We start from the raw sequence: 22,428 nt of genomic DNA, 5'->3' as shown, positions 1-22,428 counted from the left end.
ATGGTTGTGAGTGAGAATTTCAAATTGCTGGGTAAGGTCGCGATGGTTTTCGGCGGATCTCGCGGGATCGGTACAGCGATTGTCCGCCGTTTGGCCGAAGAGGGTGCGGATGTCGTCCTGACCTATGCATCCGCCGAAAACAGGGCAGCAGAGACCGTCGAAGCTGTTGAAGCGATGGGCCGCAAGGCACTGGCCATAAAGGCCGACAGCGCCGATGCCGGGGCAATTCAGAATGCCGTTGCGCAGGCCGTCGACCGGTTCGGCCGGCTTGATATTATCGTGGTCAATGCCGGTGTTCTGCGCTTGGGTTCGGTTGAAACTTTCGGCCTTGAGGAACTCGACCACATGCTTGATGTCAACGTGCGCGGCGTGTTCGTGGCAATTCAGGCGGCTGCGCCTCGGCTCACCGATGGCGGACGTGTGATCACTATCGGCAGCAACACCGCCATTCGCACCGGTTTTCCCGGCTCCAGCGTCTATTCGATGACCAAGGCAGCCGTGGCGACCATGGTGAAGGGTATCGCGCTTGATCTCGCGCCTCGCGCAATAACCGTCAACAATGTTCAGCCGGGACCGACCGAGACCGATATGACAGCCGATCATCTGGAGAAGGTAAAATCTCTGGTTCCTCTCGGGCGTGTTGGCCAACCGCATGAGATCGCGGGCTTGGTTGCTTATCTCGCCAGCGATGAATCTGCCTATATGACCGGCGCCAGCCTGACGATTGATGGCGGATATGTGCTCTGAGAGTAGAAAAATAGATTAGTGTTGACTAATTGATTAGTATGAGCTAATTTGTTTTCATGATTGAAGCTGCCACCATCACCACTGTCATGCGCACGCTCGCCGATCCGACAAGGCGGGCGGTGTTTGAGCGGATTGTTAAATCCGATGAGATCAGTGTGGTTGAACTGACGCGGGGAAGTGGCGTGACACAGGGCGCCATTTCCCAGCATCTCAAATCCCTGAAACAGGCGGGTCTGGTTGCCGAGCGCCCTGAGGGCCGCAATGTCTATTATCGTGCCCAGCCCGAGGGATTGGAGCCGCTGGTCGACTGGATGAGCCATTACGGCGTCTTCTGGCGTGAGCGGTTTGCGGACCTTAGAACCTTGCTGAAGGAAATCGACCCATGAACCAAGCTGCAGTGAAGTCCGATACGCAGGCCATCGTCGTCGACGAAATCTTTCCGCACGCCCCGGAGACGATCTGGAAAACACTGACATCGGGCGATTTGATCAGCCGGTGGTTGATGGAACCTGCGGGTTTCGAGCCTGTCGCTGGCAATCAGTTCACGTTTCGGACGAAACCGGCAGGTGCATGGGATGGCACTATCCACTGCGAGGTGTTGGAAGTCGTGCCGAATGAGCGACTTGCCTATGCGTGGAAGGGTGGCCATGCGGGCAATGACGGCTATGGCTCAAAACTGGAAACGGTAGTCACCTTCACCTTGTCCAAGGCAGAGACAGGCACGCGCCTGCGTCTTGTTCACTCCGGCTTCGTGCTGCCGAAGAACGACACGGCGCTCAGGAATATGAGTGAGGGCTGGAGAACGATTCTCCCGCGCATCGGCACGATCGCCGATGAGCAGGACTGACGATCAAATCAATCATATCAATTTGGGAGGGGAATATGAGCAAATCCTATGCCGGTGGTTGCGCCTGTGGCGCAATCCGTTACGAGATTTCAGGTGAACCGGCTGTCATGGTCGACTGTCAGTGCCGCCAGTGTCAGCACGACAGCGGCACCGGACATCAATCTCACCTGACCTTTGTGGCGGTACAAGTGAAGGTTGAAGGCGACGTATCGCAGTGGCAGACCGTCGGCGATGGCGGAACCGTGAAGCGGCGCTCCTTCTGTCCGACCTGTGGTTCATCCGTCTATATGACATTTCCTGATATGCCTGACGTGTTCATCGTCACGCCCGCAAGCCTCGATGATCCAAGCCGCTATAAACCGCAGCTGGTTTCATGGACCGCAGCGGGATTTGCCTGGGATCATCTTGATCCGGCTGTGCCGAAATTCGACAGAATGCCTCCTGCTTGAATGAAAAAGGGCGCCCGGAGAGATCCGGACGCCCTTTTATATGCCAATGCTTGATCAGGCCGTCTGGGCAAAGGCAGCCATGTCCATCCACATGACTTCCCAGACATTTCCATCCGGATCTTCAACGCTGCGGCTGAACATAAAGCCATGGTCTTGTGCCGGATTGGGATCGGCACGGCCGCCAGCAGCCGTTGTTTTCGCCAGCGTTGCATCCACCGCATCGCGCGTTTCGACACTAAGCGCGATAAGGGCCTGACTCTCGCGCCGCGCATCGCCAATCGGACGCTTGGTGAATTCACTGTAACGCTCATGGGTCAATAGCATGATCCCGATCACGTCCGACAACATCACCGATGTCGAGCGTTCATCTGAGAATTGCGGGTTTACCTCGCCGCCCAGCGCAACATAGAATGCCGTTGCTGCGGCCAGATCGCGCACGGGCAGGTTCACAAATATCATCTTGCTCATCACTTCCTCCTTTTGCGGGGGGTCCAATTGTGTTATTCCCCATGATTAAGTTACTATATAGAATGTATCTTGATGTCAAGATACTTTGTGTGAAGGGAATTCGCGATGGATCGTGCGGATATCGCCGTTGAACAATGGGGTCGTGAGCGCCCGGATTTGCCCGCTTTGCCCATGGAGGTTTTTGGCCGCCTGTCTGACGCGTCCGAGCGCGTGCTGCGCGATCATATGAATCCGCTTTTTGCGCAAGCGGGATTGCAGCCCGGCGAGTTCGATGTGCTGGCAACCTTGAGGCGCTCCGGCGAGCCATATCTGCTCTCGCCGACCCGGCTTTATGAAGCGGCGATGATCTCATCAGGCGGCATGACCAATCGTCTTGATCGGCTGGAGCGTGCCGGATTTGTCGAGCGTCGCCCCGATCCCGGCGACCGCCGCGGCAAACTGATTGCACTCACCGATGCCGGTAAACGCGTGATTGACGAGACGATTGGCCGTCATGTAGCAAATGAGGAGCGGATACTGTCGGCGCTGACACAAGACGAACAGCAAACGCTCAACACTTTGCTCCGCAAACTGATCGCCGCGCTCTGACGGGGGCGGATCGCAAGCTATGCCGCCTTGTTTGCTTCACCTTGCCCGCCTGCGTTGAAGAGATCGCGTCCGATATCTCTTGCCTTTGCGAGGAACGGCGCCGTATCACGGATCTCGGAATCAAACAGGAGTTCCGACGTTACGACGCGAGCGCCGCAATAATCGAATATCCCATGGTCAATCTGCGTCTTCATGGCAGTCAGATAGTTGTGCCGCGTATACATCTCCTCATCAGCGCCACCAATGCCAATGAGATGGACTTTGAGGTGATGGAGCTTTTTTGCCGAACCGGTATCCGGGCTGAAATCAAAAGCCCAGCCATTGGAAAATACGCGGTCGATCCATCCTTTGAGCAGACCCGGCATGGACCACCAATAAACGGGGAACACCAGCACCAGCGTATCGGCACGGTCGATCCTTGCCTGTTCGGCGACAACATCGGCAGGCGGCGTTGCCTGTGTACGATGCACTGCGAGGTCGGCCGCTGAATATCTGGGATCAAAAGCTTCTGCTGAGAGATCGGCGATTTCAAAGGTGTGACTGGACAGAGACAGACCTTCGGCAACCTGCGCCGCGATGCTATGGCTGAGTGAGGTAGGCTCGGGGTGCGCAACAACGATGAGTGCATGCATGACGAAACTCCTGTAGAGGATTGCAGGTGGGTGGCTTACGCTATATACTTTTAGTAAGCTACTAAAGGTAAGTTACTTTTGGTATATAAGCATGTCAAGCGTTGAAACAAGAGACGACGATCCCAGTCCGCAGCCGCGTCGCCGGCTATCGCGCGAGGAGCGGCAGCGCCAGCTTCTGGATGTTGCGTGGCGGATCATCCGTGAGGAGGGGACGGAAGCCCTGACGCTCGGACGGCTTGCCGAGCAGTCCGATGTCACCAAGCCTGTCGTTTATGACCATTTCGGCACACGGGGCGGGTTGCTCGCCGTACTCTATCAGGAATTCGATACCCGGCAGGCCACCACTATGGATGCCGCGCTTGCCGCAAGCGGGCCGACCCTGAAAGAGAGGGCCGATGTCATTGCATCGTGCTATGTGGACTGTGTACTGGTTCAGGGACGCGAGATCCCGGGCATTATCGCAGCGCTGGCCGGTTCGCCTGAACTGGAAAAAATGAAGCGCGAATATGAAACTGTCTTTATCGAAAAGTGCCGGGTGCTCCTCGCACCATTCGCCGCATCGGGCACAATTTCAACCGCCGGTCTTTGGGCAATGCTGGGTGCTGCCGAAGCCTTGTCGGACGCGGCGGCGACAGGTGAAATAACGCCGGTAGAGGCGCAGGACGAACTCTATGAAACAATTGTTGCGATGGTGCGCAGAGGCACGCGCGACGCGGCAGCGCCTCGCTGATTTTTTCTGAAATCTCTTGAATATTGTTCACTATTTGTTCTAGTGTGGCCGATCGAAAATGCAGGAGGCATTTCAGCGGGCATGCCGGAGCATTTCGGCGAACATGCCTGGGCATTTCGGGAGGTGTGAGCAGATGCAAGGCGAATTGAACCTGGGCGACAACTGGCCCAATAGACCCAAGCGACCCAATTTACAGGAACGGTTGTTCTTTGGCATCATGCCAAATGTCGATGTGGGCGATATTGTCGACGTCTGCCGCGCGGGCATTATCAACGATTTCCAGCTGGTGCGAAGCAGTCTTATCGGGACAGAACGTTACCACATCTCTTTGCGTGCTCTGGGCGATTTCAAACGTCTGCCCAGCTCGATCGTCTTTGCAGCAAAGCGGGCAGGGGACGCGGTATCCGTGCCGCCCTTTGAGGTCACATTTCCGTCTCTTAGAAGTTTTGAAGTAAAGGGACGGCGCAATCAGCCGCTGGTGCTCATCGGCGAAGGAAATGGCCTGACACAGCTTTATACGGTGCTTGGCTCTTGCCTTATCCGCAATGGTCTGCCAGGCAGACTTGGCGAATTCACCCCGCATTTGACCTTGCTCTACAGCCCGAAGCGGATCGCTGAGCAGCCCATCGAGCCCATCCGCTTCACTGTCCGCGAGTTTGCGCTGATCCACAGCAAACGCGGGCTTTCTGAGTATGACATACTAAAGCGGTGGACCTTGCATTAAGGCGCTGCTTCTAGTGTTTGCTCAGATATTTCATTCCCGTATCGCACATAATGGTAACGATGGTTGCGCCGGGGGAAAGGTTCTCGGCCAGCCGCAGCGCAGCGACGACATTGGCTCCCGTGGATGTACCCGCAAAAAGCCCCTCTTCACGCGCCAGTCGTAATGTCATGTCGGCGGCCTCCGCCGTTGATACCTGCTCTATCCCGTCGGCTATATCGTTTTGCCAAAGGGGAACAATGTAGCCCGCGCCAATCCCGTCGATTTTGTGGGCTCCGGTTTTCCCGCCTGACAGGACGGGGGATTCTGCCGGTTCCACCGCAATAATTCTGGTGCGTTCATTGTGGCGGCGCAAGGCTTCGCCAACGCCGCACAGCGATGCGGCGGTGCCGACACTTTGAACAAAGCCGTCAATCGGCCCGTTGGCCTGTGCGCAGATTTCCTCTGCCATGGCGTGGTATGCGGTCAGCTGATCCCGGTTGTTCATCTGGTCTGTCCAGAAGCTGCCGGGAGTTGCTTCCGCAATGATCCGCGCGGCTTCAATCATGTCACGGGTCAGCTTTTCCGTCATGCGGCCGCTTTCGCTGGGCAGGATTTGCAATCTGGCACCGAGCATTTTCATGTGATCCAGCTTTTCGCGGGCAAAGGCATCTGACGTAACGATATGCAACGGATATCCCTTGACCGCACAGACGAGGGATAGGGAAACGCCCGTGCTGCCGCCTGTGTATTCGACCACGCAGCCATTCGCGATAAGACGCCCATCCGCCTCCGCCGCCTCGATCATGGCAAGCGCCATGCGGTCTTTCATGCTGCCGGTCGGGTTTTCACTCTCAAGTTTGAGCAGGATGCGCGAACCGTTTGCCGGGACGATGTTCCGCAGCGCCAGCAATGATGTATTGCCAATCGTGTGCAGGATATTCCGTTGAAAGTCGTTCATGCTGGCTATGCTCCGCGATCAATCAACGCCGATCTGGCAGCGCTGATCTGACTGTCGAACGTGCAAATTTCAATTTCCATTTCCATGTAGATACATATAATGTATATGCATATATCCATGAGCATTGAGAAACAACCGAAAAAGACATTGCGATCCGATGCCCGTGCGCTGGTTGAAACATGTGCGGGCTGGAACAGCCGTCTTGCGGCGCGCCGCATCACCAATTTTCTCGATCATGAGTTGGCAGGCCTTGGCCTGACTTCGGCGCAGATTGGTCTGATGGCACAGATCGCCAGCCTGCCGGATGATACGCTGGGCGTATTGGCGCAGAAGAGTGGGCTGGAACAATCGACCCTATCGCGCAATCTGCGCACGCTGGAGCGTGAGGGTTTGATTGAAATCACCATGGTGGAAACCGACCTGCGACGCCGGGCCGTGTGGCTCACCGAGACGGGCGCACGGCGTCTGGAAGCGGCCATTCCGCTCTGGCGTGAAGCGCAGTTCAGGCTTGCGGAACTGCTCTCGGCCGATTTGGCCCGCCAACTGGCGGACCAAGCCGAGAATCTATCTAAGCAAGAAGGGCTCTAGATCGTCTTCACATATTCCACGAGCTGGTCGAGCACCGTGCCCCAGCCGTCGTAAAAGCCCATTTCCTCATGCTTCTGCCGCGTTGCCTCATCCCGGTGAATTGCCATGGCTGTGTATTTGGTACCGCCATTTCCATGTGGTTCCAGCATGAGGATCGACGTCAGAAACGGTTCCGCTGACGGACGATAACCGGGCAGCAGGGCGTCGGTCCACACGAGCCGTTCGTTCGGGACAATGTCCAGATAACAGCCGTGAATGATGGATTGTTCGCCTTCGGGTGAGTTCATGACGGTGCGGAAAATACCGCCCGGACGCAGATCAATCTCACAGTCGGAAATATACCATGGCTTGGGCGTGAACCATTTGGAGATATGCTCTGGTCTCGTCCATGCTTTCCAGACGAGTTCGCGGGGCACGTCCACAATGCGTTCAAGCACAAGGTCGAGTTTTGGATCAGGTTTCAGCAATGGGGTCATGGTTTTTCCTCCTCCTTGAGGGTCAAGAGATAATCATCCAATTGATCCAGCCTGCGTTCCCATAGCGCCCGCTGTTCCGTTAGCCAGTCTTCCGCCAGCTTCAACCGGGCGGGAGCGATCTGATAGGTGCGCACGCGTCCGGTTTTGCGCGAAAGCACAAGGCCGCATCCTTCCAGCACCCGTAAATGTTCGACAAAAGACGGCAGCGCCATATCGAAGGGCGACGCCAGTTCGCTGACCGAAGCGGGACTTCGGTTAAGCCGCTCGATCACATGGCGGCGCGTGGGGTCCGCCAATGCGCGAAACACCGCGTCGATCGGCAAAATGTTGGGGTCAGGCAGGGTGGTGGCCGCTCTTGCAGTCATCGGGACAGAATCTTCCGGCTGGTTTCAATCGATGAGGAGCCAATCATAGGGCAATTTGAAACTTAGGACAATACCTAAGTTTCAAATTATGCCGGCTGGCCCGGAATGTTGTATGAATAAATGAAGGGGGGATTCCGCTGATCGCGGAGCGCAACCTTTGTGCAATGTGAATGACATAATTGTGTCGCCACCTTTGTAACCTCGTGCATGACTGGGCCTGAATATTGCGTATTTTGCTGGTGGAAGACGAGCCCGAAATGGCCGCTGCCCTTGGGGAAGCCCTCAAGAACTATGACATGGTCGTCGATCATGTCGGAACACTTGCCCAGGCCGAAGAGGCCGTGTCGGTCAATGTCTATGCGGCAATTCTGCTCGACAGGCAGTTGCCCGACGGCGATGGGCTGACAATCGTGCCGCAGCTTCGCGCGAAGGGTGAGGGCGTGCCGGTCATTGTACTGACCGCGCGCGGCGAACTGGCGGATCGTATATCCGGTCTCGACAAGGGAGCTGATGACTATCTCGCCAAACCCTTTGCCGTTGAGGAATTGCTGGCGCGGCTGCGCGCCGTCCTGCGCCGTCCCCCGAACATGCCATCGGAACTTCTGAATGTCGGTAATCTTTCCTTCGATCTGATCAATCGGGAAGCCAGAATCAGCGGCAACCGGCTTGACCTGCCTCGCCGCGAACTCCTTGTCCTCGAAACGCTTTTGCGGCGCATGGGGCGCACGGTGTTGCGATCCTCGCTGGAAGATGCCGTTTACAGTATTGATGATGAAATTCAGTCCAATGCATTGGATACCCATGTTTCCCGGCTGCGCCGCAAGCTGACGGAGTCCCGGGCCGGCGTTGAAATCCACGCCATTCGCGGCGTGGGCTATCTGCTGAAGCGCCCTTCCTGATGGCCAATACAAAACCGCACTCCTTGAAGTGGCGTCTTGTCAGCCGGCTGGTTCTCCTGCAGGCGATAATGCTGACATTGTTCGTCGTGCTCGTGCTGTGCGCGCTTTGGTATAGCGGGATGTTGGGCTCAATCGACACGGAAGATACGACGATCAATGCCTTGCGCGACTCTATCGGGCGCAGCGCTGAAGGCCGATTGTTTGTGCAGGAAACGCCGATCCTTACGCGCGAGCGTGCCACCAATCCGAATTTCTGGTTTGTGGTGCGCGATGGGCAGGGCCAATCCCTGACGCAGGGCAATGTGCCGCCCGAATATGCCCGTATCGGAGATGCACTGAGCGATGTCGGCCAGGCCCGGTTTGGCTGGAATCTCGGCGATGCGCCACGCTCCACCGCCCGGTTCAAGCGTGTATCCACCAAGGCAGGGATGATACAGATACTGACAGGACCGGGCGGCTCCGTACCGTTAAGCTTTTATCTGGCTGCATTGGGCGCTGTCCTTGCAACAATCATTCTGCCCGGCATCATCGTCATGGCGCTCAGCACGCTTTTGGTGACGCCGTTTGTTGTCCGAAGAGCCCATGCAACGCTTGGCCATGTGGCGGCGCAGGCGGAGAGGATCAATATTGACGAGCGCGGCACACGTCTGCCGCTGGACGGGGTACCCAGAGAAGTCACGCCTCTGGTGACGGCAGTCAACAACGCCCTTGGCCGCCTCGATGATGGTTATGAACGGCATAAGCGGTTTCTGCTGGATGCCGCCCATGAGTTGCGCACGCCCATCGCCATTCTGCAGACCCGGCTGGAATCTCTGCCCGTCACGCCAACCAATGGCCGTTTGCTGGAGGATGTGGCCCGTCTCGGCATTCTCGCCGAACAATTGCTCGATCTGCAACGCCTTAACCAGAGCGGCGTTCAATTTGCGGCTGTTGATCTTGTGGCGCTTTGCAGGAGGGTTGTGGCTGACCTTGCCCCGCTGGCTATCGCCGCCGGTTATGCCATGTCGTTGGAGCCGGAAATGCCCAGTGTTGTTGTCAGGGGCGATCAGGCAGCGCTGGAGCGTGCGATCATCAATCTGGTGCAGAATGCCATTCAGCATGGTGGGCGCCAAGGCACCATATCCATCCGCATCAAGGCACCTGCGATTATTCAGGTTGAGGATGAGGGGCCGGGCATACCACCGGAACAGCGAAACCGCGTCTTTGAACCGTTTCATCGTCTGCATACCCGGGATCGCGGGGTTGGCCTTGGCCTCAATCTTGTGCAGGAGATCGTGCAATTGCATCATGCGCAGGTTATAGTCACAAAGGCGCCCGGCGGCGGTGCCTGTTTCATCATAAAATTTGCCGCTACTTCTCTGGTGCCGTAATCTTCCGCCAATACGTCCAAGTTCTGTTCAAACCATTTCCCTGCGGGTATTTTGTCGCAGACGGTTAGGGTCCGGGCCCTACCGCAATCTTCCCACAATATTGGCGCCATAAGCAGATTGCACTAAAACGTTGGAGCATGATTTTTATGATGACCGGTAGCGTTTGGACTTTCATGCGGGCCTTGTTGAGCGATCCGTTTCGCGTCAGCGCGATTGCCCCGTCGGGAGCCGCCCTTGCGCGCTTGATCACCAGCGAAATCACCCCTGCATCGGGGCCCGTGCTTGAACTTGGACCCGGTACAGGTGTTTTCACCGACGCACTGCTTGCGCGCGGCGTTCGCCCCAAGGATCTGACCCTGATTGAATATGGCGCCGAATTTGCCCGATTGCTGCAATCGCGGTTTCCCGGCATGCGTATCCTGCAGATGGATGCTGCCCAGCTTGACCTGCACGAATTCTTCGACATCCAGCCCGCTGGTGCCGTTGTCAGTGGTCTGCCGCTTCTCAGCATGACGCAGGAGAAAGTCGCAGCAATCCTTGGCGGTGCATTCAGCAATCTGCGGCCCGAAGGGGCCTATTATCAGTTCACCTATGGTTTTCGCTGTCCGGTGTCGAAGTCTGTGCTCGACCAGTTGGATCTGGACGCCGTTTGTATCGGACGGGCTTTTCGCAACATCCCACCAGCAGCCGTTTACCGTATTGTCAGGCGCGGCGCGGCCACACCCGTTGCGATCTGAACCATAGCGGTTGATCGATCATCATCTGTGACAGGTTGATCAATTTTATTGTCTTGTCATGCTGCATCGCAGCGATAATGTCCGCGGCATGACATTTTCAGGCGCTTCCCCCGTTCGCTACGCCCTTGGCGGGTTTGTCACTATGGCGGTTGCCATGGGTATCGGGCGTTTCATTTTCACGCCCATCCTGCCTGCCATGATGAAGGACCTTGCGTTGACTGCCGGTGCCGCCGGTGTCATCGCTTCGGCCAATTATGTCGGTTATCTTCTGGGTGCTATCATTGCGGGGTACGGCTGGGCCTCGGGAAGAGAACGCCGGGTAGTGCTGGTTTCGCTTGGTATAAGCGCGTTCCTGTGCCTTGTCGCAGGTTTGAGCACCACAATTCTTGAGTTTATCGTCTTGCGGTTTCTCGCCGGTATGGCCAGCGCTTTCATGCTGGTGCTGTCAGCGACCATTGTTTTCAGCCATCTCGCAGCAGCCAACCGGCAGGATTTGCAGGCATTGCATTTTGGCGGCGTCGGCGTGGGTATCGCGCTTTCATCCGTGCTGATTGTGATAACCGGAAACTATGGCTGGCGGTTTGACTGGTTTGGAGCAGCCATCCTCTCCCTTCTTGGCCTGTTCGCGGTGATGTACCTGCTGCGCGAAGGGCCGGTGCGCACCGGAACCGATCACAAGGAACCACCACTGCGCTGGACGCGTGCCTTCCTCCAACTCAATATCGCCTATGGGGTTTTTGGTTTCGGCTACATCATCACGGCCACGTTTATCGTTGCCATTGTGCGCGCAAACCACGGCGGTACCGAAATGGAAGCGCTGGTCTGGTTTCTCACCGGCGTCACGGCTGCTTTCTCGGTATGGTTGTGGACGCCGGTCTTACGCCGCGTCGGCCCGTTTATTGTGGTCGCGCTGGGCATGCTCGTGCAGGCGGTGGGTGTTGCGGCAAGTGTTCTCCTGCCGCTGCCTGCGGGACCGATCCTCGGCGGCGTGCTGCTGGGCCTTACCTTTATCGTGCTGACCGCAGCGGGCTTTCAGGCGGGGCGGGCACTTCTGCCGCAATCACCACGCCGTGTCATGGCTGTCATGACCGCCGCCTTCGGTATCGGCCAGATCATCGGGCCGCTGGTGGGCGGATACCTTGCCAATATCACCGGCAACTTCACCACAGCGACGCTTGCCGCCGCTGCCAGCCTCGTCATCGGGGCTGTCTTTGCTTATCTTTCCCGGCAGTGAAGATTACAGCAATTTAATTGCTGTCATACAACCTTTGCCCTATTCGTGGTGGTAGACTCACATAAAATCAACCCTGATTTGTGTGTTTATGCGAGGGTCCTGCTACCGTGTTTGTCTCATTTTTCCCAAAGCCAAAGCTGTTTTTTATCTCGGCAGTCCTTTGGTCGCTGTTCGCGGTCCTGTTCTGGATATTTGCCGGTGAACAGCTAGGTGCTTATTTCGGTATGCCGCCAGCTGATCCGAACGCGCCGCCAATCATTGGTGTGGGGGTATTTATATCCAAGCCATACCTTTGGCTTTATATCTACTTCGCAGCTTTCGTTGCTGTGTTTGCTACATTTTGGATGTGGTATGCACCACATAGATGGCAAAGATGGTCTGTTCTTGGATCAGCCTTGATCCTATTTTATACCTATTTTTCGGTTCAGATAAACCTTGCCATCAACGCTTGGCGCGGCCCTTATTGGGACTTCTTTCAACAAGCGTTTGCAAAGCCGGGCTCTGTATCAGCGGCAGAGTTTTATTGGCAAAATTGGTTGTTTGCCGGGATTGCATTTCTTGCCATTGGGTTGAGCGTAATTTTCACCTATTTTACCAGCCATTATATATTCCGCTGGCGTACCGCGATGAACGAGTTTTATGTGGAGCACTGGAACCAGTTGCGCCACATCGAAGGTGCATCGCAGCGTGTTCAGGAAGACACAATGCGCTTTTCAACGATAGTTGAAGCGCTTGGTGTAAGTCTAATTCAAGCCGTGATGAATTTGATTGCGTTTATGCCCTTGCTCGCACAGCTTTCTCACCATGTCACAGAAGTTCCGATTATCGGGCAGATCCCTTATTCATTAGTGGTTTTGTCGATCGTTTGGTCATTGCTCGGCACTCTTCTGCTTGCAGTTGTCGGAATTAAGCTCCCTGGACTGGAATTCAAAAAGCAGCGTGTGGAAGCGGCATATAGAAAGGAACTGGTGTTTGGCGAGGATGATGAAACACGTGCCGAGCCCTTAACACTCGCGGAACTCTTCCGAAATGTCCGGAAGAACTATTTCCGGCTCTATTTCCACTATGCCTATTTCAACATTGCAAGAAGCTTTTATGGACAGGCAGATGGGCTCATTCTTGATATCATTCTCATCCCAAGCATCGTGGCTGGAAAATTGACCATGGGGCTTTGGCAGCAGATTTCAACTGCGTTCAGCCAAGTCAGCAACTCATTCCAATATCTGGTAACTGCGTGGCCCACGATTGTTGAGCTTATTTCTATCTATAAACGTTTGAGAGCCTTCGAAGCGACATTGGAAGGTGAACCGCTGCCAACCATCGATCAGCATTTCATGGAAACAGGTGTCGAACACTAAGCCAAAAAAACGGGTGGCGGTCAGATGCCGCTGCCCGTTGCATTCCGGCTTGCTGCCGGAACAACTGCAACAGGCGCTTCGGCGCCTGTTTGTCTTAGGTAATCGCTATAGGTCGTGCAGCGCACATCCGGCTTGGTGCATACTTCAGCAGTAAAACGTTCCAGTGCGCGCCAATAGGCATCGCCATTCATCAGCGTGAAGTGAATGCCGATCTGAAAGGGGATGCGCTCGCCCTTGTACTGGCGCTCAAACGCGCCCTTGAATGCATCATAGGCGCGGTTTTCAAATTCATTGAGATGATCCGCCCGCTCAAAACCACCGGAGTGGCGCACGAACATATTGTAGTCCATGGCAACAACAGGCCGATGTTCCGGGCCTTCGCTGATGGTCGGCAATGCGAACTGATAGAGTCCGCCCGCATGTACAGGCAGCGCCGGACCCTTGGAAACGCTGCTGGCATCAAAGGCGTAACCCATATCCTTCAAGGCTGACAGCAAAGCGGGGCTGCTGGAAAGATAGGGCGCGCGAAAGCCGCGCACTTCCTTGTCGACAAACGCCTTCCAGCCCTCCGGCTCCGGATCGCTGCCATATTTTGCCCATGCCGTGCGCAGCACCTGCTTGTAGGTTGTGAACTCGCGTTCCCAGTCTGCCTTGCTCCACGTGCGTCCGTCGAAATGCCCGCAGGCATGGCTGGCAATCTCGTTGCCCTCATTGCGCGCCCGCCAGATATTGTCGAGCCGCTTGGCAATATCATCCTTCGACGCGGCATAGCCGATATTGGAGCGGCCAAAGCTTTCGCCCGGTGCCTGATAGGATTTGCGGTCGCTGCGGTCGATCAGAAACACGCAGGAGAGAAAATAGGTGAACTTTGCATTGGAGCGTTCGGCCAGCGCCCGGCTGCGCTCCCACAGGGCATTGCTGCCCGAATTATCGAAAGAGATCAGTACATATTGCGGCTTGCTACCCATGGAACCACGCAATTCCGGATCACCAGCATAAGCAGGAATGCACACCGAAACGGCTAGGGACGCAGCAATGATACCGGAAATCAGACGCATAATGCAGGCACAACACAACCAATGAGAGAGATACCCCTCGCTACAGGTGAATTGTGGCGATGATCGGACGCGTCGATCCACCGCAAGCGCCCGTCTTGGAACTGTTCTAAAGCCGCTATACTCTGCCGCCAGCCAAGGGGGAGCGGTCATGCTTGTTTTGATTCTGGGTATTGTCGTCTTTCTGGGAATTCATTCGGTCCGTATTGCCGCGCCACAATGGCGTTTGGACAAAATCGCTGCATGGGGCGAGGGCAAGTGGAAAGGTTTTTATTCGGCCATTTCCTTTGTCGGGCTGGTACTCATCATATGGGGTTATGTTCTGGCGCGGCCCTATTCTCTGTTTATCTATGAGCCGCCTGTCTGGATGAAACACATCACGCTGCTCCTGATGCTGTTTTCCTTCATCTCCGTGATGATTTCCAATTTCAGGCCGGGCAAGTTGAAGCCTATCCTCAAGCATCCCATGCTGATTGCTGTGAAAATCTGGGCACTTGCCCATCTTCTGGCCAATGGCGATCTGGCATCGCTCATCCTGTTTCTGTCATTCCTCGTTTGGGCCGTGGTTGACCGTATCGCGATCAAACGGCAACAACGGGCTGGCTTTGCCCAACCGGTGATCGTGCCCGGTCCAGTCTCGAACGACATCATGGCCATTGTCGCCGGTGTGGTGCTCTACATCCTGTTTGTGTGGAAATTGCATGCCTGGTTAATCGGCGTATCACCACTTTAAACAGCTGACGAAGGGCTATTTTTCACTTAGCCCTTACATCTCAAGGATTTTCCGACTAAAAGCGCTCTGACTATATGCGCGGAGTGGCGAAAGCTGCTTCGCGCATCTGCAATTCATTTAATGGCAGGCCCCCAAGGGCACCAATGAGGCACTATGACTGACGACGGCTTTTTCCGTGAGGTAAATGAGGAACTGCGCTCCGACAAGATGCGGGCGTTCTGGAAGCGTTTTGGCGGCCTGTTGATTGGCGCCGCTGTTGCGCTTGTCGTCGGCACGGGCGTTTTCGCCTTTTATGAATACTGGACGGAAAAACAGGCTTCGAAATCCGGCGATCAGTTTCTCGCCGCGCTCAACCTTGTCCGTGATGGCAAGAATGACGAAGCGTTGAAGACACTGGATGAACTTGAGAAGACTGGTTACGGCGCCTATCCGGTGCTGGCGCGGATGCGCGCTGCCGGTGTGCAGGCGCAAAAGGGTGATCCTGCGGCGGCTGTTGCGGCCTTTGACAAGGTTTCTGCCGATACGTCCGTTCCCCAGTCCATTCGCGATCTGGCAAAGCTGCGTGCTGCATTGCTGCTTCTCGATACGGGCACCTATGATGATGTTGCAAGCCGGGTCGAATCCCTGTCATCAAGCAGCAATCCAATGCGCCATACCGCTCGGGAGGCTCTTGGCCTTGCCGCATGGAAAGCCGGTCGCGGCGCGGATGCGGAAAAGCTGTTCAAGCAGATTTCCGATGATCAGGCAGCGCCCGCCAATATTCGCCAGTTTGCCGACACAATGCTCGACATGCTTCGCAGCACTGGCGCAGCACCTGCTGCTGCAGCCGGTTAACACAGGAATTTGAGTCTTTGAGTTTCACCCTCGCCATTATCGGCCGTCCGAATGTCGGTAAGTCCACCCTGTTCAACAGGCTTGTCGGTCGCAAGATCGCGCTGGTGGATGATCTGCCGGGCGTAACGCGCGACCGCCGCGTTCATGCCGCCAAGCTTTATGACCTGAAGTTCGATGTTATCGACACCGCCGGTCTTGAAGAAGTTGCCAGCGATTCGCTGGAAGGTCGTATGCGCGCGCAGACGGAACTGGCGATTGGCGAAGCTGATCTCATTCTGTTTATTGTCGATGCAAAAGCGGGCATCACGCCTGCCGACGTGACTTTCGCCGATCTCGTCCGCCGCTCGAGCAAGCCGGTTATTCTGGTTGCCAACAAGGCCGAGGCGCGCGGCGCCGAATCCGGCATGTATGATTCCTATCAGCTTGGTCTGGGCGAACCATGCCCGATTTCAGCGGAGCACGGGCAGGGCTTTCCGGACCTGCGTGATGTGATTGTCGCCGCCATGGGCGAAGAGCGCGTTTTCCCGGATGAATATGAGATCAAAGACCCTGTCAGCGATGCTGTCGCTGTCACCATTCCGGCAGTGGCTGGTCCAAAAGACGATCTGATCGGCGATGATATCGACGATCCGGATGCCGAAGACATTCCAGCCTATGATTCCACCAAGCCGCTGCGCATTGCCATTGTTGGTCGCCCGAACGCGGGTAAATCAACACTCGTCAACACGATGCTGGGTGAGGACCGTCTGCTGACTGGACCGGAAGCCGGTATCACGCGCGATTCCATCTCCGTCGACTGGGAATGGAATGGCCGGAAGATCAAGCTGTTTGATACCGCAGGTTTGCGCCGCAAATCGCGCGTTCAGGGCAAACTCGAAAAGCTTTCCGTGGGCGATGCATTGCGCGCCATCCGCTTTGCCGAGGTGGTCATCATCGTGCTTGATGCGACGATCCCCTTCGAGAAGCAGGATTTGCAGATTGCCGATCTGATTATCCGTGAAGGCCGTGCGCCGATTATCGCCTTCAACAAATGGGATCTGGTGGAAAACCGCCAGATGGTTCTGGCTGATCTGCGTGAAAAGACTGAACGGCTGCTGCCGCAAATTCGTGGTATTCGCGCCGTGCCGATCTCGGGCGAGCGCAATCAGGGTATCGACAAGTTGATGGCTGCAGTGGCGACCACCGATGAAATCTGGAACCGCCGCATTTCCACCGGGCGTCTCAACCGCTGGATGGAAGGTGTGACGACCCATCATCCGCCGCCGGCTGTGGCTGGTCGCCGTCTCAAGATCAAATACATCACGCAGGTGAAAACCCGTCCGCCGGGCTTTGTCATCTCGTGCTCGCGCCCCGAGGCGTTCCCGACATCCTATGTTCGCTACCTGACAAACGGTCTGCGCGAGACATTCGAGATGCCCGGTGTGCCACTGCGTGTGGTCTTGCGCACGTCAGACAACCCGTTTGCCGGGCGCGCAAAAAAGAAGCGCTGAACACTTTCGACGCAACGAATTTTACCGCCTTCGTGTCCTGCACGAGGGCGGTTTGCATTTGAGGCGGCCCGCACAACACAACCCGCCACGTTCTTTTTGCGGCGATCGTTAACTCTCCATCAAGGTTAATGCTTCATTTTTGCAACCAGTATTGTTCGGTTGTGAGTGGGGTATTCGCGTGCGTTTCTCTGAGTTTTTTCGGGCATCGAGTTCCCGGCGAAAGAATCGGACAAACAGGAATTTCATCGGTCCGGTGGTCATCGGCACGGCGATTTATCTATTCTCGCCGACCGTCATTGCATATCAGGATATGGCCAGCATGTTGTCGGGCGTCGAATCCGGCAAAGGGCGCTGGACTGCCTATCTGGAAAATTCGCCTGCCGGTTCCATCCAGAAGGCCAATATGACCTTTGTTGATGACAGGGCCATCACGTCAGGCATTCCGGCAAGTGGTGTCAATGTTCCGGGCATTGGCCCTGTTGTTGTCAATGGCACCCAGAAATCTCCCGGCGCAACGCCCGATGAAGAACGTATCAACCGCGCTGAAAAGCAGGGACGTATCGTCACCATCAGCAAGAAAGCGCCGCCAAAGGCATTCAGCGCGGGTTCGATTCTGCAGCGTTCGAGCATGCTGATCCGCCCGACCCACGGCGTTGAGGTCGAGATGGCCTTCGCCAAACCGAAAATCGCCGGCAAGGAAATCCAGATTGCGCTGGCTTTTCATAATCGCGCCCCCGCCAAGGCTGACCCGCAGGTCTCGCCAATGCTGGCAAGCCTGATTACCAGCAACACACCGGATGTCCTGGCGCTCGGCTACGCACCGGCTCAACCCGATTATGCCAAGACGTCGCCCTTCGACAACATTCTTAACGAGCCAAAGCAGCCCGGCCGGTTCATTCCGCAACTTGGCGCAGGCGACCATGCCTGGCTGGCATCACCGCTGCCCCCCGTTGTTTTCACCAAGGAAGAACAAAAATGCCTGGCGACAGGCATTTATTTTGAGGCAAGAAGCGAGAGCCTCAAAGGTCAGGCCGCCGTTGCACAGGTTATTCTCAATCGCGTCCGCAACCCTGCTTATCCCAAGACCATTTGCGGCGTCGTCTACCAGAACGATGACTGGATCAATCGTTGCCAGTTCTCCTTCGCCTGTGAAGGCCGCAAACTGGTGGTAACAGAGCCAAGATATTGGAAAATGGCGCAGGAAATCGCCATGGCTGTCACGGCAGGGCGTATTTTCCTGCCGGAAGTCGGCTCCGCCACCCATTATCATGCTATCTATGTTCGCCCGAACTGGGCACGCACGATGAAACGCGTCGACAAGATCGGCCAGCATGTTTTCTACCGCACCTATGGCGGTGGTTGGATTTGATACCCCTTGGAAGCTGAGCAAAAGCTGCTATTATTGTTCTTGGAGTGAGGAACGGGTTTTCACCCGTCCCTCTTTCCTGGTTATATGAATTGAACCCGGATACTCAGCGACCAACTGGTTCGGGTTCTTTTCACTACCAGAGTGATGCTAAGCGGCAGATACCACATAGTTCACCTCCAAGTTTGAGGGCAGGGCCACTGCCATCAAGAACAATCCAGAAAAATCGACGCGATTTTTTTGGATTGTTCTGATGGGGGAGACCCATCGTCCCGATACACCGGTTGGCTCGGTGTGTACTGCTTTGCCCTCAAAACGTATTCGCGCATCGTCCTTTATTGTTTGGTTTGCCTCGAGCCGCAAGAAACGCAGGGTTGCGTCAGGCTGTTTTGAGCGATCGGAATCTGCTTCATCGCTCGGCTGGATTTGCTTCCAGCTACCTGTCTATTGCCTGCCTCATCCACAGGATTCGCGGGCGATTCTTGGCCTCAGAGGTGAGACATAAAGTCATATTTACCTAAGGTATTGATATTTCCCGCGAAAATTACCTTTAAGAGTCCTGCTTCTGCGCCTTGACTAGCGAGGATCGTAACAATATGTTGCGCGCGACTTCGAAGCGGGGGTGAAGCCCTGCATTCAGCGTGTAAAGGACATGCCATTGACCACGGGAAATGAACCCGATCAGTCAGGTTCTGTCGGTAATACGCCGGATGCTGGAAAGCCGCTGACTTCAGTCGAGCTGGAAAACCGCCGCCGCGATCTTGAAGCAAAGCTTGCTTCAAAAGGGGTGGGCCGGAAGGCCAGTTCGAAGGGCGAGGGGACGGGGGCCGCCTCCGGTGTCGCGCAGGCCATGAAATTGTCGAGCGAATTTATCGCGGGCGTTCTGGTTGGTGCGGGGTTGGGCTGGTTAGCTGACCGATTTTTGGGTACTTCACCCTGGGGGCTGATTATTCTGCTCCTTCTGGGTTTTTGTGCCGGAACGCTGAACATCCTGCGCTCTGCAGGACGTGTGGCGGAGAACCGCGGTTTTGAGCTTGACGAGAGCAAGGACCGTGAGAAACCGGAATAAGCCTGCGGGCATGGAACGATATAGACGAGGTTAGCGTGGCCAACGATCCGATCCATCAATTCCAGATTGCACGATGGATTCCCATTGATGTCGGTGGAATTGATCTGTCCTTCACCAATTCGTCAGCCTTCATGGTTGCGACGGTTGCGGTGGCATCGGCGTTTCTTTATCTCACCTCATCCAATCGCGGCCTGATCCCGACCCGTCTGCAGTCGGTTTCCGAGATGGCCTATGAATTCGTGGCCTCGACGCTGCGTGATTCGGCCGGTACTGCCGGGATGAAGTTCTTCCCGTTTGTTTTCTCGCTTTTCATGTTCGTGCTCACAGCCAACATGCTTGGCATGTTCCCCTATTTTTATACGATCACCAGCCAGATTATCGTGACATTCGCCCTTGCGATCCTCGTTATCGGCACGGTTCTCGTTTACGGCTTTGCCAAGCACGGCTTCAAATTCCTCGGTGTTTTCGTACCATCCGGCGTGCCGGCACCGCTGCTGATTCTCGTGGTACCCATCGAGATCATTTCCTTCCTATCCCGCCCGATCAGCCTTTCAGTTCGTCTTTTTGCCAACATGCTTGCTGGCCACATTACGCTGAAAGTCTTTGCTGGTTTCGTGGTGTCGCTGAGCGCGTTCGGAGCTGCCGGTGTCGGCGGCGCGATTCTGCCGCTCGCCATGACGGTCGCCCTGACCGGTCTCGAATTCCTGGTGGCTTTCCTGCAGGCCTACGTCTTCACGGTGCTGGCATGCATGTACCTGAATGACGCAGTGCATCCTGGCGGTCACTAAGAAAGAACTTCGCCGGCGGTGCTCCGCCAAACGCAATCTATCAATGACTATTCTATCCAAAGGAGTTTAACATGGATCCCGTAGCAGCAAAGTACATCGGTGCAGGTCTCGCCTGCTTTGGTATGGCCGGAACGGCCCTCGGCCTTGGCAACATTTTCGGCAGCTACCTCTCCGGTGCATTGCGCAACCCATCCGCAGCTGATGGCCAGTTTGGTCGTCTGGTATTCGGCTTCGCCGTTACCGAAGCTCTGGGCATCTTCTCGCTGCTCATCGCTCTGCTGCTTCTGTTCGCTGTTTAATCAGCAGACAACCCAATACTGGCTGCGCTTTGCGCGGCCAGTATAATATTTATAGTCAGTAGCTCGGGAAATGCCCGAACCAAGGGGACAACATATGTTTGTGTCTTCGGCTCAAGCCGCATCCACAACCGCTCAGAACGAGACACCTGCGCATGCCGAAACGGCTGCACCGGGTGCCGCGCCTGATGCTCACGGTACCGCGACCCACTCCGAAACGGGTGTGGCGCATAAAGGTGTTTTCCCGCCCTTTGACACCAGCCACTTTGCTTCACAGCTGCTCTGGCTGGCACTGACATTTGCATTTTTCTATCTGTTCCTGTCGCGCGTGGTTCTGCCGCGTATCGGCGGCATCATCGAGACGCGCCGCGATCGTATCGCCACCGATCTTGATCAGGCTGCCCGCATGAAGCAGGAATCGGATGAGGCGCTGGCCGCCTACGAACAGGAACTTGCTGAAGCCAAGCAAAAGGCTGGCAGCATTGCCCAGACGGCCCGTGACGAATCCAAGGCAAAGGCGGATGCAGAAACTGCACAAATCTCTGCTGCCCTGGAAAAGAAGCTGGCTGATGCCGAAGCAAGCATTGCATCCATCAAGGAGAAGGCAATGGCTGGCGTCGGTGCTATCGCCGAAGAAACGGCGACAGAAATCGTCAAGAAGATCGTGGGTGGAACTGTCGACAAGGCAAGTGTTACCGCTGCGGTCAAAGCCGTGCGCGGCTAAGGAGAACCATCATGGACGCAACATTTTGGGCTCTGGTTGGTCTGGTCATTTTCCTGGCACTGCTGGTTTACCTGAAGGTTCCGGGCACTGTCGGCAAGTCGCTTGATGGCCGCGCTGACCGTATCCGCGACGAGCTGGAAGAAGCCCGTCGCCTGCGTGAAGAAGCACAGTCCCTGCTGGCTGAATATCAGCGCAAGCGCAAGGAAGCCGAAAAGGAAGCTGGCGAGATCGTTGCCGCAGCGCAGCGCGAAGCCCACGCCATCCTTGAGGAAACCAAGCAGAAGACCGAGGAATATGTTGCCCGCCGCAACAAGCTCGCCGAGCAGAAGATCGCTCAGGCCGAGACAGAGGCAGTCAACGAAGTTCGCGCTTCGGCAGTTGATATCGCTGTTGCCGCCGCCAGCCGCCTCCTGAAGGACAAGGTTGATGCCAAGACATCGGCAGACCTGTTCAAGTCGTCGCTGAGCGAAGTCAAATCCCGCCTGAACTGATTTCAGGCGAATGGAACTGGATCAAGCCGCCGCAAGGCGGCTTTTTGTTTTGGCCTCCGGTTGGGTTGCTTCTCACGATGGATATGCCAATCACCCAGAGATAGTTCGCTATTTCAGCGCGTTAAAGCGTGAAGCACGTGGTTGCAGAACCAATTGTGCGCCCTTCGACGGGCTCAGGATGAGGGACATGGATGGGTTGCAGAACCAATTGTGCGCCCTTCGACGGGCTCAGGATGAGGGACATGGATGGGTTGCACAACCATTCTCGCCCCTTCGACGGGCTCAGGATGAGGGACATGGATGGGTTGCACGACCATTGTCGCCCCTTCGACAGGCTCAGGATGAGGGAGAGTGTTGGCTGCAATGCTAGTCGCAGAGATTGCAGTGCAAAAGGTTGCAGAACTTGGCTCCCTGCAATCCTCCCTCTCCCTCA

General features: G+C 55.9%; 28 protein-coding genes. 22 read left to right on the top strand and 6 right to left on the bottom strand.

Annotated elements, in window-relative coordinates:
* Genes FHW17_RS12130 through FHW17_RS12115 form a run of 4 tightly spaced genes read left to right on the top strand, consistent with a single transcriptional unit; the run spans position 1 to position 2,043 of the window.
* A complete protein-coding gene (locus tag FHW17_RS12130; protein ID WP_210275865.1) occupies positions 1-747 on the top strand; it encodes a 3-oxoacyl-ACP reductase family protein in 747 nt (248 codons plus the stop codon).
* 56 nt (positions 748-803) lie between these two features.
* A complete protein-coding gene (locus FHW17_RS12125; protein WP_182509947.1) occupies positions 804-1,133 on the top strand; it encodes a metalloregulator ArsR/SmtB family transcription factor in 330 nt (109 codons plus the stop codon).
* Entirely contained in the window at positions 1,130-1,594 is a 465-nt protein-coding gene (locus tag FHW17_RS12120) for an SRPBCC domain-containing protein (protein ID WP_112530344.1), read from the top strand. The genes FHW17_RS12125 and FHW17_RS12120 overlap by 4 nt, the downstream gene beginning before the upstream one ends.
* Before the next feature lie 35 nt (positions 1,595-1,629).
* Complete coding sequence (locus FHW17_RS12115; RefSeq protein WP_182509946.1) at positions 1,630-2,043, top strand: GFA family protein; 414 nt, start codon at positions 1,630-1,632, stop codon at positions 2,041-2,043.
* Positions 2,044-2,097: 54 nt separating this feature from the next.
* On the opposite strand, the gene FHW17_RS12110 is transcribed toward FHW17_RS12115, so the two are convergent.
* Positions 2,098-2,511: a VOC family protein gene (locus tag FHW17_RS12110; RefSeq protein WP_182509945.1), complete on the bottom strand. Its 414-nt coding sequence runs from the start codon at positions 2,509-2,511 to the stop codon at positions 2,098-2,100.
* A 105-nt stretch (positions 2,512-2,616) separates the two neighbouring features.
* On the opposite strand from FHW17_RS12110, the gene FHW17_RS12105 reads away from it, so the two are divergent.
* A complete protein-coding gene (locus FHW17_RS12105) occupies positions 2,617-3,099 on the top strand; it encodes a MarR family transcriptional regulator (RefSeq protein ID WP_112530351.1) in 483 nt (160 codons plus the stop codon).
* Positions 3,100-3,116: 17 nt separating this feature from the next.
* On the opposite strand, the gene FHW17_RS12100 is transcribed toward FHW17_RS12105, so the two are convergent.
* The gene (locus FHW17_RS12100; protein ID WP_182509944.1) at positions 3,117-3,731 is read right to left on the bottom strand and encodes an NAD(P)H-dependent oxidoreductase; all 615 of its coding nucleotides are present in this window, start codon (positions 3,729-3,731) and stop codon (positions 3,117-3,119) included.
* Positions 3,732-3,822: 91 nt separating this feature from the next.
* On the opposite strand from FHW17_RS12100, the gene FHW17_RS12095 reads away from it, so the two are divergent.
* Positions 3,823-4,461 carry a helix-turn-helix domain-containing protein gene (locus FHW17_RS12095; protein WP_182509943.1) on the top strand — a complete coding sequence of 213 codons (639 nt, stop codon included), beginning with the start codon at positions 3,823-3,825 and terminating at the stop codon, positions 4,459-4,461.
* Positions 4,462-4,594: 133 nt separating this feature from the next.
* Positions 4,595-5,185, top strand: a complete 591-nt coding sequence (locus FHW17_RS12090) for a 2'-5' RNA ligase family protein (protein ID WP_182509942.1) — start codon at positions 4,595-4,597, stop codon at positions 5,183-5,185.
* Positions 5,186-5,195: 10 nt separating this feature from the next.
* Here the strand turns inward: FHW17_RS12090 and FHW17_RS12085 are convergent, their stop codons facing one another.
* The gene (locus FHW17_RS12085) at positions 5,196-6,122 is read right to left on the bottom strand and encodes a cysteine synthase family protein (RefSeq protein WP_182509941.1); all 927 of its coding nucleotides are present in this window, start codon (positions 6,120-6,122) and stop codon (positions 5,196-5,198) included.
* Between the two features lie 117 nt (positions 6,123-6,239).
* Here FHW17_RS12085 and FHW17_RS12080 point away from each other — a divergent pair, with 117 nt between their 5' ends.
* On the top strand, positions 6,240-6,710 hold the full coding sequence (locus FHW17_RS12080) for a MarR family winged helix-turn-helix transcriptional regulator (protein ID WP_112530400.1): 471 nt from the start codon (positions 6,240-6,242) through the stop codon (positions 6,708-6,710).
* Here FHW17_RS12080 and FHW17_RS12075 read toward each other — a convergent pair.
* On the bottom strand, positions 6,707-7,186 hold the full coding sequence (locus FHW17_RS12075) for an SRPBCC family protein (RefSeq protein ID WP_112530362.1): 480 nt from the start codon (positions 7,184-7,186) through the stop codon (positions 6,707-6,709). The two genes, FHW17_RS12080 and FHW17_RS12075, sit on opposite strands and share 4 nt — an antisense overlap.
* Positions 7,183-7,551: a metalloregulator ArsR/SmtB family transcription factor gene (locus tag FHW17_RS12070; protein WP_112530364.1), complete on the bottom strand. Its 369-nt coding sequence runs from the start codon at positions 7,549-7,551 to the stop codon at positions 7,183-7,185. The genes FHW17_RS12075 and FHW17_RS12070 overlap by 4 nt, the downstream gene beginning before the upstream one ends.
* 224 nt (positions 7,552-7,775) lie before the next feature.
* On the opposite strand from FHW17_RS12070, the gene FHW17_RS12065 reads away from it, so the two are divergent.
* The 5 genes from FHW17_RS12065 to sbmA all read left to right on the top strand — a co-directional run bounded on the left by FHW17_RS12065 (position 7,776) and on the right by sbmA (position 13,149).
* The gene (locus tag FHW17_RS12065) at positions 7,776-8,450 is read left to right on the top strand and encodes a response regulator transcription factor (RefSeq protein ID WP_182509940.1); all 675 of its coding nucleotides are present in this window, start codon (positions 7,776-7,778) and stop codon (positions 8,448-8,450) included.
* Positions 8,450-9,820 carry a HAMP domain-containing sensor histidine kinase gene (locus FHW17_RS12060; RefSeq protein WP_182509939.1) on the top strand — a complete coding sequence of 457 codons (1,371 nt, stop codon included), beginning with the start codon at positions 8,450-8,452 and terminating at the stop codon, positions 9,818-9,820. Before FHW17_RS12065 ends, FHW17_RS12060 begins: the two co-directional genes overlap by 1 nt.
* Positions 9,821-9,969: 149 nt before the next feature.
* Positions 9,970-10,557, top strand: a complete 588-nt coding sequence (locus tag FHW17_RS12055) for a methyltransferase domain-containing protein (RefSeq protein WP_112530402.1) — start codon at positions 9,970-9,972, stop codon at positions 10,555-10,557.
* Positions 10,558-10,645: 88 nt separating this feature from the next.
* The gene (locus FHW17_RS12050; RefSeq protein ID WP_182509938.1) at positions 10,646-11,791 is read left to right on the top strand and encodes a YbfB/YjiJ family MFS transporter; all 1,146 of its coding nucleotides are present in this window, start codon (positions 10,646-10,648) and stop codon (positions 11,789-11,791) included.
* A gap of 107 nt (positions 11,792-11,898) precedes the next feature.
* Complete coding sequence (sbmA, locus tag FHW17_RS12045) at positions 11,899-13,149, top strand: peptide antibiotic transporter SbmA (RefSeq protein ID WP_182509937.1); 1,251 nt, start codon at positions 11,899-11,901, stop codon at positions 13,147-13,149.
* Between the two features lie 20 nt (positions 13,150-13,169).
* On the opposite strand, the gene FHW17_RS12040 is transcribed toward sbmA, so the two are convergent.
* The gene (locus FHW17_RS12040) at positions 13,170-14,207 is read right to left on the bottom strand and encodes a polysaccharide deacetylase family protein (RefSeq protein ID WP_182509936.1); all 1,038 of its coding nucleotides are present in this window, start codon (positions 14,205-14,207) and stop codon (positions 13,170-13,172) included.
* Between the two features lie 148 nt (positions 14,208-14,355).
* On the opposite strand from FHW17_RS12040, the gene FHW17_RS12035 reads away from it, so the two are divergent.
* The 9 genes from FHW17_RS12035 to FHW17_RS11995 all read left to right on the top strand — a co-directional run bounded on the left by FHW17_RS12035 (position 14,356) and on the right by FHW17_RS11995 (position 21,995).
* Positions 14,356-14,937: an NnrU family protein gene (locus FHW17_RS12035; RefSeq protein WP_182509935.1), complete on the top strand. Its 582-nt coding sequence runs from the start codon at positions 14,356-14,358 to the stop codon at positions 14,935-14,937.
* Between the two features lie 153 nt (positions 14,938-15,090).
* The gene (locus tag FHW17_RS12030; protein ID WP_112530374.1) at positions 15,091-15,771 is read left to right on the top strand and encodes a tetratricopeptide repeat protein; all 681 of its coding nucleotides are present in this window, start codon (positions 15,091-15,093) and stop codon (positions 15,769-15,771) included.
* Between the two features lie 17 nt (positions 15,772-15,788).
* Positions 15,789-17,261, top strand: coding sequence for a ribosome biogenesis GTPase Der (der, locus tag FHW17_RS12025; protein WP_112530376.1), 1,473 nt, complete (start codon positions 15,789-15,791; stop codon positions 17,259-17,261).
* A gap of 172 nt (positions 17,262-17,433) precedes the next feature.
* The gene (locus FHW17_RS12020; protein ID WP_182509995.1) at positions 17,434-18,630 is read left to right on the top strand and encodes a cell wall hydrolase; all 1,197 of its coding nucleotides are present in this window, start codon (positions 17,434-17,436) and stop codon (positions 18,628-18,630) included.
* A gap of 649 nt (positions 18,631-19,279) precedes the next feature.
* Complete coding sequence (locus tag FHW17_RS12015) at positions 19,280-19,696, top strand: AtpZ/AtpI family protein (protein ID WP_182509934.1); 417 nt, start codon at positions 19,280-19,282, stop codon at positions 19,694-19,696.
* 35 nt (positions 19,697-19,731) lie between these two features.
* Complete coding sequence (locus FHW17_RS12010; protein WP_091881015.1) at positions 19,732-20,484, top strand: F0F1 ATP synthase subunit A; 753 nt, start codon at positions 19,732-19,734, stop codon at positions 20,482-20,484.
* Between the two features lie 71 nt (positions 20,485-20,555).
* Positions 20,556-20,783, top strand: a complete 228-nt coding sequence (locus FHW17_RS12005) for a F0F1 ATP synthase subunit C (protein ID WP_008125314.1) — start codon at positions 20,556-20,558, stop codon at positions 20,781-20,783.
* A gap of 94 nt (positions 20,784-20,877) precedes the next feature.
* On the top strand, positions 20,878-21,504 hold the full coding sequence (locus FHW17_RS12000; RefSeq protein WP_182509933.1) for a F0F1 ATP synthase subunit B: 627 nt from the start codon (positions 20,878-20,880) through the stop codon (positions 21,502-21,504).
* Positions 21,505-21,515: 11 nt separating this feature from the next.
* Positions 21,516-21,995, top strand: coding sequence for a F0F1 ATP synthase subunit B (locus FHW17_RS11995; protein WP_091881011.1), 480 nt, complete (start codon positions 21,516-21,518; stop codon positions 21,993-21,995).
* Positions 21,996-22,428: the final 433 nt, after the last annotated feature.

The sequence above is a fragment of the Phyllobacterium sp. P30BS-XVII genome (assembly GCF_014138335.1).
Taxonomy (GTDB): domain Bacteria; phylum Pseudomonadota; class Alphaproteobacteria; order Rhizobiales; family Rhizobiaceae; genus Phyllobacterium; species Phyllobacterium meliloti.
Note: the sequence above shows the minus strand (reverse complement) of the source record. Positions and strands in the feature narration are given on the sequence as shown.